At 71.7% G+C, this 13,525-nt stretch carries 13 protein-coding genes; 4 read left to right on the top strand and 9 right to left on the bottom strand.

The genetic code is table 11. From position 1 onward, the window contains the following. Window positions 1-274: 274 nt before the first annotated feature. Both dtd and OG738_RS42440 read right to left on the bottom strand, forming a co-directional pair. The gene (gene dtd, locus OG738_RS42445; RefSeq protein ID WP_329049580.1) at window positions 275-700 is read right to left on the bottom strand and encodes a D-aminoacyl-tRNA deacylase; all 426 of its coding nucleotides are present in this window, start codon (window positions 698-700) and stop codon (window positions 275-277) included. Next, complete coding sequence (locus tag OG738_RS42440) at window positions 697-2,196, bottom strand: DUF7782 domain-containing protein (RefSeq protein WP_329049579.1); 1,500 nt, start codon at window positions 2,194-2,196, stop codon at window positions 697-699. The genes dtd and OG738_RS42440 overlap by 4 nt, the downstream gene beginning before the upstream one ends. Before the next feature lie 28 nt (window positions 2,197-2,224). Between OG738_RS42440 and OG738_RS42435 the strand changes: the two genes are divergently transcribed. Further along, entirely contained in the window at window positions 2,225-3,490 is a 1,266-nt protein-coding gene (locus tag OG738_RS42435; RefSeq protein WP_329049578.1) for an amidohydrolase, read from the top strand. A 17-nt stretch (window positions 3,491-3,507) separates the two neighbouring features. Then, a complete protein-coding gene (locus OG738_RS42430; protein WP_329049577.1) occupies window positions 3,508-3,843 on the top strand; it encodes a DUF3099 domain-containing protein in 336 nt (111 codons plus the stop codon). On the opposite strand, the gene OG738_RS42425 is transcribed toward OG738_RS42430, so the two are convergent. The 5 genes from OG738_RS42425 to OG738_RS42405 are packed head-to-tail and all read right to left on the bottom strand — an operon-like array spanning window position 3,840 to window position 7,517. Further along, entirely contained in the window at window positions 3,840-4,712 is an 873-nt protein-coding gene (locus OG738_RS42425; RefSeq protein WP_329049576.1) for a carbohydrate kinase family protein, read from the bottom strand. The two genes, OG738_RS42430 and OG738_RS42425, sit on opposite strands and share 4 nt — an antisense overlap. Next, entirely contained in the window at window positions 4,709-5,614 is a 906-nt protein-coding gene (locus OG738_RS42420; protein WP_329049575.1) for a pseudouridine-5'-phosphate glycosidase, read from the bottom strand. Before OG738_RS42420 ends, OG738_RS42425 begins: the two co-directional genes overlap by 4 nt. Before the next feature lie 9 nt (window positions 5,615-5,623). Beyond that, the gene (locus OG738_RS42415) at window positions 5,624-6,241 is read right to left on the bottom strand and encodes an HD domain-containing protein (RefSeq protein WP_329049574.1); all 618 of its coding nucleotides are present in this window, start codon (window positions 6,239-6,241) and stop codon (window positions 5,624-5,626) included. Continuing rightward, window positions 6,238-6,729, bottom strand: a complete 492-nt coding sequence (locus tag OG738_RS42410) for a TIGR03618 family F420-dependent PPOX class oxidoreductase (protein ID WP_329049573.1) — start codon at window positions 6,727-6,729, stop codon at window positions 6,238-6,240. Before OG738_RS42410 ends, OG738_RS42415 begins: the two co-directional genes overlap by 4 nt. Beyond that, window positions 6,729-7,517, bottom strand: coding sequence for a sporulation protein (locus OG738_RS42405; RefSeq protein ID WP_329049571.1), 789 nt, complete (start codon window positions 7,515-7,517; stop codon window positions 6,729-6,731). Before OG738_RS42405 ends, OG738_RS42410 begins: the two co-directional genes overlap by 1 nt. A 67-nt stretch (window positions 7,518-7,584) precedes the next feature. On the opposite strand from OG738_RS42405, the gene OG738_RS42400 reads away from it, so the two are divergent. Next, window positions 7,585-7,827: a DUF3039 domain-containing protein gene (locus OG738_RS42400; RefSeq protein ID WP_167379801.1), complete on the top strand. Its 243-nt coding sequence runs from the start codon at window positions 7,585-7,587 to the stop codon at window positions 7,825-7,827. Between the two features lie 163 nt (window positions 7,828-7,990). Then, entirely contained in the window at window positions 7,991-8,827 is an 837-nt protein-coding gene (locus OG738_RS42395) for a hypothetical protein (RefSeq protein ID WP_329049566.1), read from the top strand. Window positions 8,828-8,962: 135 nt separating this feature from the next. Here OG738_RS42395 and OG738_RS42390 read toward each other — a convergent pair whose 3' ends face one another. Next, window positions 8,963-12,100 carry an efflux RND transporter permease subunit gene (locus tag OG738_RS42390; protein WP_329049565.1) on the bottom strand — a complete coding sequence of 1,046 codons (3,138 nt, stop codon included), beginning with the start codon at window positions 12,098-12,100 and terminating at the stop codon, window positions 8,963-8,965. Between the two features lie 87 nt (window positions 12,101-12,187). Further along, window positions 12,188-13,348 (bottom strand): YihY/virulence factor BrkB family protein, encoded by a 1,161-nt coding sequence (locus OG738_RS42385; RefSeq protein WP_329049563.1) that lies wholly within the window; start codon window positions 13,346-13,348, stop codon window positions 12,188-12,190. Between the last annotated feature and the right edge of the window lie 177 nt (window positions 13,349-13,525).

The following is a 13,525-nucleotide window of genomic DNA, read 5'->3' as shown; positions in this document are numbered from 1 at the left end:
ACGGGCTGAACGTGCTGCTGCGGTCGTCCCACCGGGTGCGTACCCGCGGACCGGGGCCTGTGGAACCCGGTACGCCGGTCCGGCCGGCTTGGCTGGACATCTGGCACAACGCTCCGGGTTTCCAAAACGTTCCCGGCTCGCCTGAAAAGGAGACGGCTGCCGGCGCGCTCCGGTTGCTCCACCATTGCTGAGCTTTTGCTGAGAACGGTCCGTGATCGGAGAACCTGAGAATCCCATGTGAATCGGGTCAGGATGTGAACCGGGGAGAGGTGGTCTAGACCTCTACGAGAACCGTGAACGGACCGTCGTTCACGCTCGAGACCGCCATCATCGCCCCGAAACGGCCCGTCGCGACGGTGGCGCCGCGGCCGCGCAGCTCGGCCACGACGGCGTCCACCAACGGCTCGGCGGCCTCCGGCCGGGCGGCCCGCGTCCACGACGGCCGGCGCCCTTTCTTCGTGTCGCCGTAGAGCGTGAACTGGCTCACCACGAGCAGCGGCGCATTCGCGGTGGCGCATGATTCCTCGTCGCGCAACACGCGTAGCTCGTGCAATTTGCGCGCCATCACGGCGGCCTTCGCCGCATCGTCGTCCACGTGGATTCCCAGCAGCACAAGCAAACCCGGTCCGCCGATCGCCCCGACGACCTCGCCGTCGACCGTCACGTCCGCCCGGGTCACCCGGGCCGCGACCGCCCTCACCGAGTCGCCGGGACGAGCATCCCGTGCCGGACGAGTTCGCGGACGACGGGCAGCGCGGTGGCGGCCAGCTCCTCCGCCTCGAGCCCTTGCGAGAACGCGAGGAGCTCGATCAGGTCCTCCAGCGGTAGCGCGCCGCGGCAGCCGGCCAGCAGCTGCGCGGCCAGGTCGTCGACCTCGTGCTGCCAGCCCGGCCCGTCGGTGCGGTGCAGCCGCCGGATGGTGGTCGTCCAGCCTTCGTCGCCCGGTTCTTCGACGCTTTCCAGCAAAACCGTGTCGGGCACCACAAAACGGACATCGAGCAGTGAACCGGAATTGCGCAGCCAGTCGACGCGGTCCAGCCAGCCGGCCGCTTCCGGGCCGAGCGGGTCGTCGTAGGCCTGCCGCAGGTCCTCGCAGACCACGGTCGGCGTGACCCCGGCCGCGCGCCGGAGCGTGACGAAACCGAAGCCGATGCCCCGGACGTCGTTCGCGGCGAACCAGTCCAGCCACGCGGCGGCCTTCGCCCGGCCTTCCGGCGAGCGCGGGTCGAGGCCCGCGTCGCGCAGCCAGGTACCGACGTAGAGCGCCGGGTCGGCGACGTCGCGCTGGACGAACCAGGCGTCGGTCTCGGCCGGGAGCCAGCGGCTCACCCGGTCGGCCCAGTCCTCTTTCCCGGTGTGCAGCCACGAGGCCAGCAGCTGGCCGACGCCGCCGTCGTTCAGGAAGCCCGGCAGCTGGCGGACGACCAGCGCGCTCGCGTCGTCACCGGCCAGGCCGGAGTCGCGGTAGGTGTAGTCGACGCGGGCCGGCCCGACCACGAACGGCGGGTTGCAGAGGACCTGGTCGAACTTCCGCCGCGCGACCGGCGCGAACCACTCGCCGCGGACCAGCTCGACGGCCAGCTCGTTCAGCCGGAACGTCGCCGCGGCCAGGGCAAGGGCTCGCGCCGAGACGTCCGTGGCGGTCACGCGCTGGGCGTGCCGGGTCGCGTGCAAGGCCTGGACGCCGTTGCCGGTGCCCAGGTCGAGCAGGGTGCCGACCGGGCGGCGGCTGGTCGCGCGGATCAGCGACAGCGACGCGTGGCCGACGCCGAGCACGTGGTCCTCGGGCACGGTGCTGCCCAGCACGTCGGCGTCGAGGTCGGAGACGACCCACCAGGAGCCTTCGTCGTCCCCGTGCGGGCGGATGTCGAGCGCCGCGCGGTAGCCGCCGTCGACGGCGTCGAGCACCCCCGCGGCCACGGCGTCTTCGGGGGAGAGCGGCGCGAAGGCGGCCTTGACCGCGGTCTCCGGCTCGGTCCCACCCAGCAGGAACAGCCGGATCAGCGTGCCCAGGTCGCCCGCGTCGCGGCTCGCACGCTCGGCTGGCACCGGCTCGCCGCGGCCCAGCGCCGCGTGGGCGGTCCCGCCGAGGGCGGCCACCACGCCGTCGGCGTCGTAGGAGGTGCGCCGGAAGGCCTCGCGCAGCCGCGCGCAGACGTCGTCGGACAGGTCGGGCAGTACGCTTCGCGTGCTCACGGTGGGTAATGCTGCCACGATGGCCCCCGTGACCCTTGAACGCGTCCTCGCCCCGCTCGACGCGGCGCTGCCCGAGCTCGAAGCGCTGTACATCGACCTCCACCGGCACCCCGAGCTGTCCTTCGCCGAGACCCGGACGGCGGCCGAGCTGGCCCGGCGGCTGGAGCGCGACGGCTACGAGGTGCACACCGGCATCGCCGGCACCGGGGTGCTGGGCGTGCTGCGCAACGGCGAGGGCCCGACGGTCCTGCTGCGCGCCGACATCGACGCGCTGCCGGTCGAGGAGAAGACCGGGCTGTCGTACGCGAGCACCGAGCGTGGCACCGACGAGCACGGCAAGGACGTCCCGGTCATGCACGCCTGCGGGCACGACATGCACGCCACCTGGCTTTCGGGCGCCGCGGCGCTGCTCGCGAAGGGCCGTGACACCTGGTCCGGCACGCTGCAGGTGGTCTTCCAGCCGGGGGAGGAGGGCGCGGGCGGCGCCGCCCGGATGGTCCGCGACGGCCTCTTCGACCGCGCCGGAACACCCGACGTCGTGTTCGGCCAGCACCTGGTGCCCGGCCCGGCCGGCTGGGTGCTCACCCGGCCCGGCGTGATCATGGCCGCGACGGACACCCTGCGCATCACGCTCCACGGCCGCGGTGGGCACGGTTCGCGCCCGGAGACGACCGTCGACCCGGCCGTGCTGGCCGCGTCCGTGGTGCTCAAGCTGCAGACGATCGTCTCGCGGGAGATCGCCGCCACGGACTCGGCGGTGGTCACCGTCGGCTCGCTGCACGTGGGCACCGCGAGCAACGTGATCGCCGACGACGCCGTGCTCGAGGTGAACGTCCGGTCCTTCGACCAGGCCGTCCGGGAGCGCGTGCTCGCCGCGGTGGAGCGGATCGTCAGCGGCGAGGCCGCCACGGCCGGCGCGCCGAAGCCACCCGAGATCGTCCGCTCCGGCTCTTACCCGATCACCGAAAACGACGAAGCCGCCAACGACGCGCTCACCGAGGTCTTCCGCGGCCACTTCGGCGCCGAAGCGGTGCTGCCGGCGCCGCTGGTCACCGGCAGCGAGGACTTCAGCGAGTTCGGCCGCGCGGCCGGCGTCCCGTCGGTGTTCTGGCTGGTCGGCGGCTTCGACCCGCAGACGGTCATCACGGCGATGACCGAGGGCCGGTTCGAGCGCGACATCCCGTCCAACCACTCGCCGCGCTTCGCCCCGGTGCTGCACCCGACCCTGCGCACGGGCATCGAGACGCTCGCCGCCGCCGCGTTGAGCCGGTTGTCCCACCCAGGTGTCGGATGAGCGGCACAGGTGGGACGATGGATCGCGGAGGTGGTGCAGTGACCATGCCCGCCAACGACTCGGACCCGGTGCTGATCACCGGGGCGGCCCCGTCGTACGAAGAGCAGTTCAAGGCCCGCAAGCGCAAGTACGTCATCATGATGTGCTGCCGCATCCCGTGCCTCATCGCGGCCGGCCTGACCTACCACGTGTGGTGGCTGGCGCTCGGGTTCCTCGCGATCTCGGTGCCGCTGCCGTGGATCGCGGTGCTGATCGCCAACGACCGCCCGCCCCGCAAGTCCGAGAACGTCAACCGCTACCAGACCGAGGCGAAGGCGATCGAAGGCACCAGCCACCGGGTGATCGACGGCTAGACCGGCTGCGGGCCCACCTTCCCGACCGCCAGCGCACCGAGTCGCGTCCCCCGCCGCAGGACGTCCACAGTGGACTCCCCGGCCAGCCAGCCGGTGAGCACGCCCGCGTCGAACGCGTCGCCCGCGCCGGTCGAGTCGAGGCACTCGGCCTCGACGGCGGGCACGCTCGTGACGCCGCCCGCGTCGACCCAGCCGGCGCCGTCGAGCCCGGCGGTGACGACCACCGCGCCGACCGTGCCGAGCAGCTCCTTCGCCGACGCCGGGTCCGCGGACCCGGTCAGTGCCACCAGTTCCTCGGTGTTCGGCAGCAGCAGGTCGACACCGCGCACGTCGTCGAGGAACGCGGCCGGGTCGGTGATGTGCGCGGCCGCCTGCGGGTCGACCGACGTCGTCAGCCCGGCTTCCTTCGCGGCGGCCAGTGCCGCCAGTCCCGCCGCGCGCGACGGCGGGTCGAGCAGCACGTACCCCGACAAGTGGAGGTGCCGAGCGCCGGACAGGGCCTCGGGGGTGACGTCTTCGGGGGCGAAACGCTGGTTCGCGCCGCGGTCGGCGAGCATGCTGCGCTGCCCGGACCCGTCGACCATCACCACGACGCAGCACGTCGGCGCCTCGGCGTCGATCGCGAACGCGCACCGCACGCCCGCGGCCTCCAGTTCGGCCCGGATCAGCCGGCCGCCCGGGTCGTCGCCGATCCGCGCGACCAGCGTCGTCTCCGCGCCGAGGTGCCGCAGCCACAGCGCCGTGTTGGCGCCGGAACCGCCGCCGGTGAACCGGATCTTCGCCCGGGCGTCACCGCCGTGGGGCAACGGCTTGTCGTGCCGGGCGATCACGTCGAGGGCCGCGTCGCCGACCACCACGATGCCGGTCATGTCAGCGCCACCGCCACCTCGGTCGCGAGCTTCGCGTTGTTGAGCACCAGCGCTTCGTTCGCGTCGATGCTCACGCCTTCGCTGGCGGTGTGGAAGTGCTCCAGCAGCACCGGCGTGACGTCGGCGCCGTGCACGCCCCGCTCGGCGACGAGCGCGAGGCCTTCGGCGAGCAGCCGGTCGTGCAGCTCTTTGTCCATTTCGGACTCTGCGGGGATCGGATTCGCCAGCAGGACACCGGAATCCGCGTACGCGCGGTGTGCGGCGACCACCGCGGCGGCCTGCTTCGGGTCGTCGACCCGCCAGCCGACCGCGTGCCCCGACGAGCGGAGGTAGAACGCCGGGAAGTCGTCGGTGCGGTAGCCGAGCACCGGCACCGAGTTCGTTTCGAGGACCTCGAGCGTCGCCGGGATGTCGAGCACCGACTTCACGCCGGAGCAGACGACGACGGTCGGCACCTTCGCGAGCACGCCGAGGTCCGCCGAGACGTCCCACGACTGCGCCGCGCCGACGTGCACGCCGCCGAGCCCGCCGGTGGCGAACATCCCGATGCTGGCCGCCGCGGCCAGCGCCGACGTGCTCGCCACGGTCGTCGCGCCCGAGCGGCCGAGGCCGACGGCCGGGCCGAGGTCGCGCAGCGACAGCTTGTCGAGGCCGGCGTCCGGTGCGCAGACGCGCTCGAGCTCGGCGGGGGAGAGGCCGACGACGACGCGGCCGTCGAGGACCGCGATCGTGGCCGGGACGGCGCCGCCGTCGCGCACCACGCGCTCGAGGCGGCGGGCGACGTCGAGGTTGCGGCCCGGCGGCAGGCCGTGGGACAGGATGGTGCTCTCCAGCGCGACGACGGGGTGCCCGTCACGCAGCGCCGAGGCGATCTCTTCGTGCAGGTGGAGTGGGGTGGTCACGAGGAACCATCATCGGTGATCGTCCCGCTCGCGGCGCCAGTGGGTCAGCTCGGCCGCGAGGTTAGTTTCCGCGGCGCTCGCCCAGCGTGCCCGCGCGGCTTCGCTGCGGTAGAGCGGCCGGGCCAGCATGCCCTCGAGGACGGCGATGCGGCCTTCGCGCCAGACGTCGTCGGGGTACTTCGCGTACTCCTCGCGCACTCCGCGGGTGTACGTCGAGTACAGCTCCTTCGGCGCGCCGAGGATGGCGAGATCGGCGTCGAGGAGCGCGGTGGCGATGTCGTCGTCGGCCGGGGCGACGTGCTTGATCGTGGCGAGGATGAGGCCTTCGACGCGCTCGACGTGCGCTTCGGCGACTCCGGCCAGCGCTTCGCGGGCCCAAGCCGCGCTGGCGCGTTCGTCGTCGCCGGGCTTCGCGTCGTACACGATGTCGTGCGTCCAGGCCGCGACGGCGACCAGCGCCCGGTCGACCTCGCCGAGATCCGCGGCCAGCCAGGCGGAGTCGCGCGCGACGGCGGCCGCGTGGTCCAGCGTGTGGTAGCGGCGATGGGGTTCGCGATAGCGGGCTTCGAGCCGTGACCACGCATCGGACACGCCGCCCAGGACGGTGATCGCGTCGGCCCACTTCACGAGAACGTCCAGCGCGTCGGCGTAGCGGTGAAGTCCTTCTCCCGCAAGCCGAACGCCTTCTCCGGCCGCAGCCGCATCGACGCGTTGACGTCCGCGTCGAGGAACGCGATGTCGTACGCCGTCGCGTACTTCTCGTTCATCGCGTCGAGGAATGAGCGCAACGCCGCCGGGTCGGTGACGATCTCGGCGGTCCCTTCGACGACGACGGGCTCGTACGGGTCTTCCGTCGCGATCGACACCGCCGAGCCCGCGGCGATGTTGCGCGCCTTGACCGACCTCAGCGACGAGGAGAACCACAGCACCTCGCCGGTCCACACCGCCCAGACCGGCATCAGGTGCGGGCGGCCGCCGGGGGTCACGGTCGCCAGCCAGAAGTCGTGCGACTCCCGCAGCCGCGTCTCCGCCCACGACCAGGGCAACAGCCCCGCGCGCTCGGCCGCGATCCCGTAGCCGGGCATGTGCGGCCGCTCGGCGCGGGGCGTGGCCATCAGTCGAAGATGCCGCGCGGGCGGGCAAGGAGGTCGAGCCAGTCCTCGAGCTGCTTCTCCCAGTTCACGTCCGGCTTCATCGTGAACATCCCGAGGAAGTCCTGCCCGCGCCCGCCGAAGCCGCCGGTCTTGCTGACCCGGACCCGCTTGGTGACCTCGAGGACGACGTCCGTGCGGCTCGACGACGCCAGGAACGTCACCGCGAGCTGGGAGAACACGCTCGCGAAGCGCGGCGAAGGCGTGAAGCGGATCTCCTGGAAGAAGGGCAGCTGCTGCTGGGCGCCGTTGATCCGGCCCTGCTCGAGGATGGCTTCGCGGAAGGTGAAGCCGGTCCGGCTCAGCGCGTCGAGGACCCGCTTCTGCGCGGGGAGCGGCTCGATCGCGACGGCGTCGGCGTCGAACGGGTCGGACACGGCGGCGGCGAGGTCCAGCTCGGCCCGGACGCCGACCGCCATGCCGGTCAGCGGCCGGCCGTAGACGCTCGTGACCGGCGTCTCCCACGGCAGCGGCACCTCGAACGGGATGCGCACCTGCTGGCCGGCGCGGATCAGCTCGTTCCCGACCAGCTGCTGGGAGCCGAACGGGAGGTCTTCGGTCTTGTCCGTGCCGGCGACCTCGACGCGGGCCAGCAGCGTCACCGCGAGGCCCTTGATCTCCTGGTCGACCTCGCCGCCGGCCAGCAGCACCTCGCCGTGCAGCGGGCGGCCGGGAGAGGCGGTCCGGTCGAGCAGGCGGGCGTCGATCTTCGCCCCGCCCGAGCCGAACGTCGCGAGCACCTTCTGGAACATGCCGCCGATCCTGCCAGGTCGAGGGGCTTTCGTACGAGGTTCGGCGGGACTCGGGCACAATGGTCGCGTGAGCACCGAGACGCTGACGAAGCCGGAGACCACGCCCGAGGGCACGGACACCACCGACGACGACACCCCGAAGATGTTCCACTACGTGAAGAAGAACAAGATCGCCGAGAGCGCGGTCATGGGCAATCACGTGGTAGCGCTCTGCGGCGAGGTCTTCCCGGTGACGAAGTCGCCGAAGCCCGGGTCGCCGGTCTGCCCGGCCTGCAAGGAGATCTTCGACGGGCTGCGCCCGGGGGAGTGATCCCGGTCTGATCCCCGGCGGGTGAGCCCGCCGGGGCTTCTTGCTGTCCGGAAGCGGACAAGTCGTCGAACAAACGTGAAAAACCTTCATTCGGCGGGTGTGCCGGGTGCCGGGGAGCTGGTAAATCCTCCGTGCCAGGTTCCCTCACCCACCGGAGTCGCACATGCGCAGAACCGGGATCGTCGCCGCCGCCGTCGCCCTGCTCACGGCCTTCTCGCCCGCACTGGCCCAGGCCGCGACAGGCTGGACGGAGGTCGGCTCCGACCACGCACGGGCCCTCGACGAGAGCCAGGGGCTCGCCACGATCGTCCGGCCGTCGGGCACCACCATCCGCTACACCGGGATCGGCACCATCCCGGCGGACCTCAACTCCCAGGGCTGGAACCACGTCGGCGACCCCGGCTCGGCCCAGGGCTGGTACGTCGAGCCCTACCAGCGTGACGACCGGGGCGCGAAGCTCTTCCGCGTCCAGGCCCCGGACGGCTCGTGGAGCAACTACAAGCACAACCTCGAGTCGTGGGAAGCGAACAACAACTCCTTCGCCGCGGTGTCACCCGACGCGCGCTGGCTGGTGGCGGGCGAGTGGGGCACGATGGACCGCCTCCTGGTCCACCCGATGCCCGGCGTGGCGGCCACCGACCCCGCGCAGAACCTGCCGCTGTCCGGCACGATCCGCCTCGACCACCAGGTCCGCGACGTCCAGGGCTGCGACTTCCAGACGGCGACCCGCCTGCTCTGCGCGTCCGACGACCCGGACGGCAGCCTCTTCGGCACCACGAAGCCGCTGCTGCAGGTCGACCTCGCCGGCCCGCTGTCCGGTTCGGACGTCACGGGCCACGTGACGTCGCTGGGCCAGCTCCCGCTGCGCAGCGGCTGCAGCGGGACGTTCGAGGTCGAGGGCATCGACTTCGACGAGCGCGACGGCACGCTGCGCGTGATCGTGATGTCCCCGAGCATCTGCATCCTCTTCGACAGCATGACCTACCGCTTCCGCCAGTAGCCGGACCGGGCATCGCCCGTGCTTGGAGGGGCATCACGCGTGATCAGAGGGGCATCACCCGTGATTGGCGGGGCATCGCGCTGATGCCCTCCCAATCACGGGTGATGCCCCCTCAAGCACGCGTGATGCCCCTTTTCAGGCGGTCGGAGCCGGGTTCAGGGACTCCGACTCCGGGGCCTTCGCCGGGGTGCGACGCGCTTCGCGGCGGGCGCGGCGGCGCTCCTTGCGGGTCTCGACCATCGTGTAGAGGGTCGGGACCAGGACCAGGGTCAGCAGCGTGGAGCTGACCAGGCCGCCGATCACCACGATCGCCAGTGGCTGGCCGATGAAGCCGCCCTGGCCGGTGATGCCCAGCGCCATCGGGATCAGCGCGAAGATCGTCGCCGCCGCGGTCATCAGGATCGGCCGCAACCGGCGCCGGCCGCCTTCGGTGACGGCGTCGGCGACGCTCATCCCTTCGGCGCGGTACTGGTTGATCAGGTCGATCAGCACGATCGCGTTCGTCACCACGATGCCGACGAGCATCAGCATGCCGATCAGCGCGGGCAGGCCCAGCGCGGTGCCGGTGGCCAGCAGCAGCCCGATCGCGCCGGTCGCCGCGAACGGGATCGACACCAGCAGGATCAGCGGCTGGATCAGGCTGCGGAACGTCGCCACCATGATCAGGAACACGATCGCGATCGCGGCCAGCAGCGCCAGGAACAGGTTCGAGAACGCCTCCTGCTGGTCCTGGCTCACGCCGCCGAGCGAGTACGACGCGCCGCCGGCGAACGTCAGGCCGTCCAGCTTGGACTTGATGTCCGCGGTCGTCTTGCTCAGGTTGTCGCCGGTGTTCTTGGCGGTCACCGTGGTGCTCAGGTCGCCGCCGGTGCGGTGCACCGACGCCGGTCCGTCCACAGTGGACACCTTCGCCACCTCGTCGAGCCGGACGACGCCCGCCGGACCCGGGATCGGCAGGCCCTTCACCTGGTCGACCGTCGCCGGCGCGGTGCCGGCGCGCAGCACGACGTCGGTGCGCTGGCCGTCGACCGGCAGCTGCGTCACCGTGCGCCCGGCGATCGCCTGGTTGGCGACCTGGCCGATGGTGCTCGCCGACAGCCCGTGCGCGGCGGCCGCGGCGTCGTCCACCTCGACCTGCACCCGCGGCGAGCCGACGGCCAGGTCGCTGGTCACCTCGGTCAGCCCGGACACCCCGCCCAGCGCCTGGACGACCTGGTCGGACGCCGGCTTCAGCGCGGCCTCCGACGGCGCGGTCACCGTCACCGAGACCTGGTCGGAGTTGAACCCGGACGCGTCCGCGCCGATCTTGATCTCGCCCAGCTCGGGCCGTGACGTCAGCTTCGAGCGCAGCCGGTTCGACAGCGCGTCGAGATCGGTGTCCTTCGCGACGGTGACGGAGATGCTCGTGTTCGTCCCGCCGCCGAAGCCGAACGCGCCGCCCCCGCCGACGCTGACCTGGTAGGTCCGCACGGACTGCTCGGCGGCCAGCGCCTGCTCGACCGCCGTGGCGGCCTTCTCCTTGGCCTCGACGCTGGTACCCGCGGGCAGCTTCTGCGTCATGTTCAGCGTGGTGCCGCCGGACTGGTCGAGGAAGTTCGTGTTCAGGCGCGTCGCGAGCCCGACCGTGCCGGCGAAGATCAGCAGCGCCAGCAGGACGACGGTCAGCCGCCGCCGGGTCGCGAACCGGATCACCGGCAGGTAGGCCCGCTGCAGGAACGACCGGCGCTCCTTCTCCACGGCGGCTTCGCGGGCGCGCTCGGCCTCGATGGCGTCCGCCGGGACCGTGGGCGGCTTCAGGAACCAGTACGCCAGCACGGGAACCACGGTCAGCGACACGAGCAGCGACGCCAGCAGCGCGACGGTCACGGTGATCGCGAACGGCGAGAACAGTTCGCCGACGAACCCGCCGACGAACGCGATCGGCAGGAACACTGCGACGGTCGTCAGCGTGGACGACGTCACCGCGCCGGCCACCTCGCGGACGCCGTCGAGCACTGCCCGGTGCTTCTCCTCGCCGTAACCCAGGTGCCGCTTGATGTTCTCCAGCACGACGATCGAGTCGTCGACCACCCGGCCGATCGCGATGGTCAGCGCGCCGAGGGTGAGCAGGTTGAGCGACAGGTCGCCGGTCCACAGCGCGATCAGCGCGACCACCACCGACAGCGGGATCGACACCGCGGTCACCAGCGTCGAGCGCACCGACAGCAGGAACAGCAGGATGACGACGACGGCGAACGCCAGGCCCAGCAGGCCTTCGGTGGTCAGGCCGCTGATCGCGTCCTTCACCGGCGTGCCCTGGTCGAACACGACGCTCATCTCGGAGCCGGTCTTCTTCGCCAGATCCGGCAGCTTGGCGCGGACGGCGTCGGAGATCGCGACGGCGTTCCCGTTGTCCACCATGGTGATCGAGAGGCCGAGGCTCGGCTTGCCGTTGGTGCGCGTGATCGACGTCGGCGGCGCGAAGCCGGTCTGGACGTCGGCGACGTCACCCAGCTTCACCGGTCCGTGCGGCGCGGCACCCGGACGAGAAGCGCTCGGCGTGAGGTACAGGTTGCGCAGAGTGTCCACAGTGGTCTGTCCGCCGCCGACCTGGACGGACAGCGTCTTGCCGCCTTCGGTCAGCGTGCCGGCGGGAACCGCGGCGCCGGCGGTCTGCACCGTGGTCGCGATGGACGCCGGGTCGACGCCGGCCGCGGCCAGCTTCGCGTAGTCCAGGGTGATCGTGACACGCGGCTGCTGCACGCCGGTGACCGTCACCGTGCGGACGCCCTCGATCTTCCGCAGCTCCGGCGCGACCTCGTCGGTCAGCGCGGGCGCGAGCTGCTGCGGGTCCCCCGTGGTGCCCGCGGCGACCAGCACCACCGGCAGGTCGTCGGTGCTGCCCGCGGAGACGGCGGGGTCGGAGTTCTGCGGCAGCCGCGGCCGGACCTGGTTCACCGCCTGCTGGATCTGCGAAACCGCCGCGTCGAGGTCGGTGCCGAACGCGAACTGCGTGACGACGCGCGAAACGCCGTCCGACGACGTCGAGTCGACCTCCTTCAGGCCCTTCAGCCCCTGCAGCGCGCCTTCGAGGGGCTCGCTGACCTGCCGGTCGACCGCGTCGGGCGACGCGCCCGGGTACTGGGTGACGATCTGGGCCTGCGGGAACTGCAGCGACGGGAACAGCTGCTGCTTGATCTGCGGCAGCGCGAACGCGCCGAAGCCGACGATCACGAGCGCGAGCAGGCCGATCAGGCTTCGGTTGCGCAGGCTCAATCTGGCCAGCACGGACATTGCTTGGAACCCCCTCGGGAATGACGCGGCGACCGACGCCTGCGTCAGTGACGGGGGAAGCGTGCCACGTCCGACCTGAGGAGCGACTCAGTCTGGGGGTGGATTCCGGGTCGTCCCCTGGGAGGAGACCCGACCCTGAGCAGCGCTGGGTGCCGGGTCCGGCGCGCTCGGTGACGATCCGTCCTCATCGGACGGTGCCGCGCCGTCGCCGTTCGGGGAGACGGCGGGGATGTCTTCGGCACGCGGGCGCCGCAGCGGCGTGGTCGTGCGCTCCCACAGCTTGCGGCCCTCTTCGGTGCGCAACCGCTCGGAGGCGCGTTCCATCTCCAGCCGGCGCCACTTGCGCCGCTGGCGCCGGGTCGCCTTCGCCGGCCACAGCTCCTGGATCGCGCTGTTGAAGTACGCGCCGCCGACCACGGCCAGCCCGATGAAGAACATCAGCAGCAGGAACGCGATCGGCGCGGCGAGCGCGCCGTAGGTGTAGCCGGTCTTGGTGATCCAGTTCAGGTAGACCCGCAGGCCGACCGAGGAGAGCAGGAACACGACCATCGCGAGGACCGCGCCGGGCAGCCCGCGGTGCCACGGCAGCTTCCGCGGCAGGGCGAGCTTGTACAGCGTGGTCAGCGCGAGCGTGATCATCACGCCGAGGGTGGGGAAGTACAGCGCGCTCACCCACGCCGTCACGGTCGGGCGCCAGGCACCCGGGAAGAACTCGGGCAGCAGGTCCGGGCCGATCGCCAGCAGCGGCAGCCCGACCACCAGGATGACCAGGCCGCACAGGTACAGCAGGAGCGCGAAGATCCGCTGCCAGACGTCGTTGCGGACGCCGTACTGGTCGTGCGCGACGGTGATGGCGTCCACGAACGACGACATCGCCGACGACCCGGCCCACAGCGAGATCAGGAAGCCGATCGAGACGATCTCGCCCTTGCCGACGGTGAGGATGCTGTTCACGGTCGGCTCGATGATGTCGTGGACGGCGTTCTGGCTGAAGACGGTCCGGCAGAAGCCGATGATCCGGTCGTGCACCGCGGCGACCACGTCCTGGCCGAACCACTCGCCGACGAAGCCCAGGCTGCCGAGCAGCCCCAGCAGCAGCGGCGGCAGCGACAGCGTCTGCCAGAAGGCCGCTTCGGCGGCCTCGGAGAAGATGTTGCCTTCCCAGGCCTTCGCGAGCGTGCGCGTGAGGAGGCGCCAGGGCCCCTTGCGGGCCACCTTCGTCGCACCGGACGGCTGCACCTCACCCATGACGTGTCCAGCATGGTCCATCCGTGCTGATTTGGCTCGTCACCCGGTCCGCACCCGGGCGTGTCGGGGGACATCACCCGTGCCGGTGCCGGGAACTGTCGGACCCGGCCGGTAGACTCGCTCCAGTGCCCTCACCGCAGTCGCCAGCCCGGTTGTCACAGCCGAAGTCGGTACCAC

This window comes from Amycolatopsis sp. NBC_01488 (assembly GCF_036227105.1).
GTDB lineage: Bacteria > Actinomycetota > Actinomycetes > Mycobacteriales > Pseudonocardiaceae > Amycolatopsis.
Note: the sequence above shows the minus strand (reverse complement) of the source record. Positions and strands in the feature narration are given on the sequence as shown.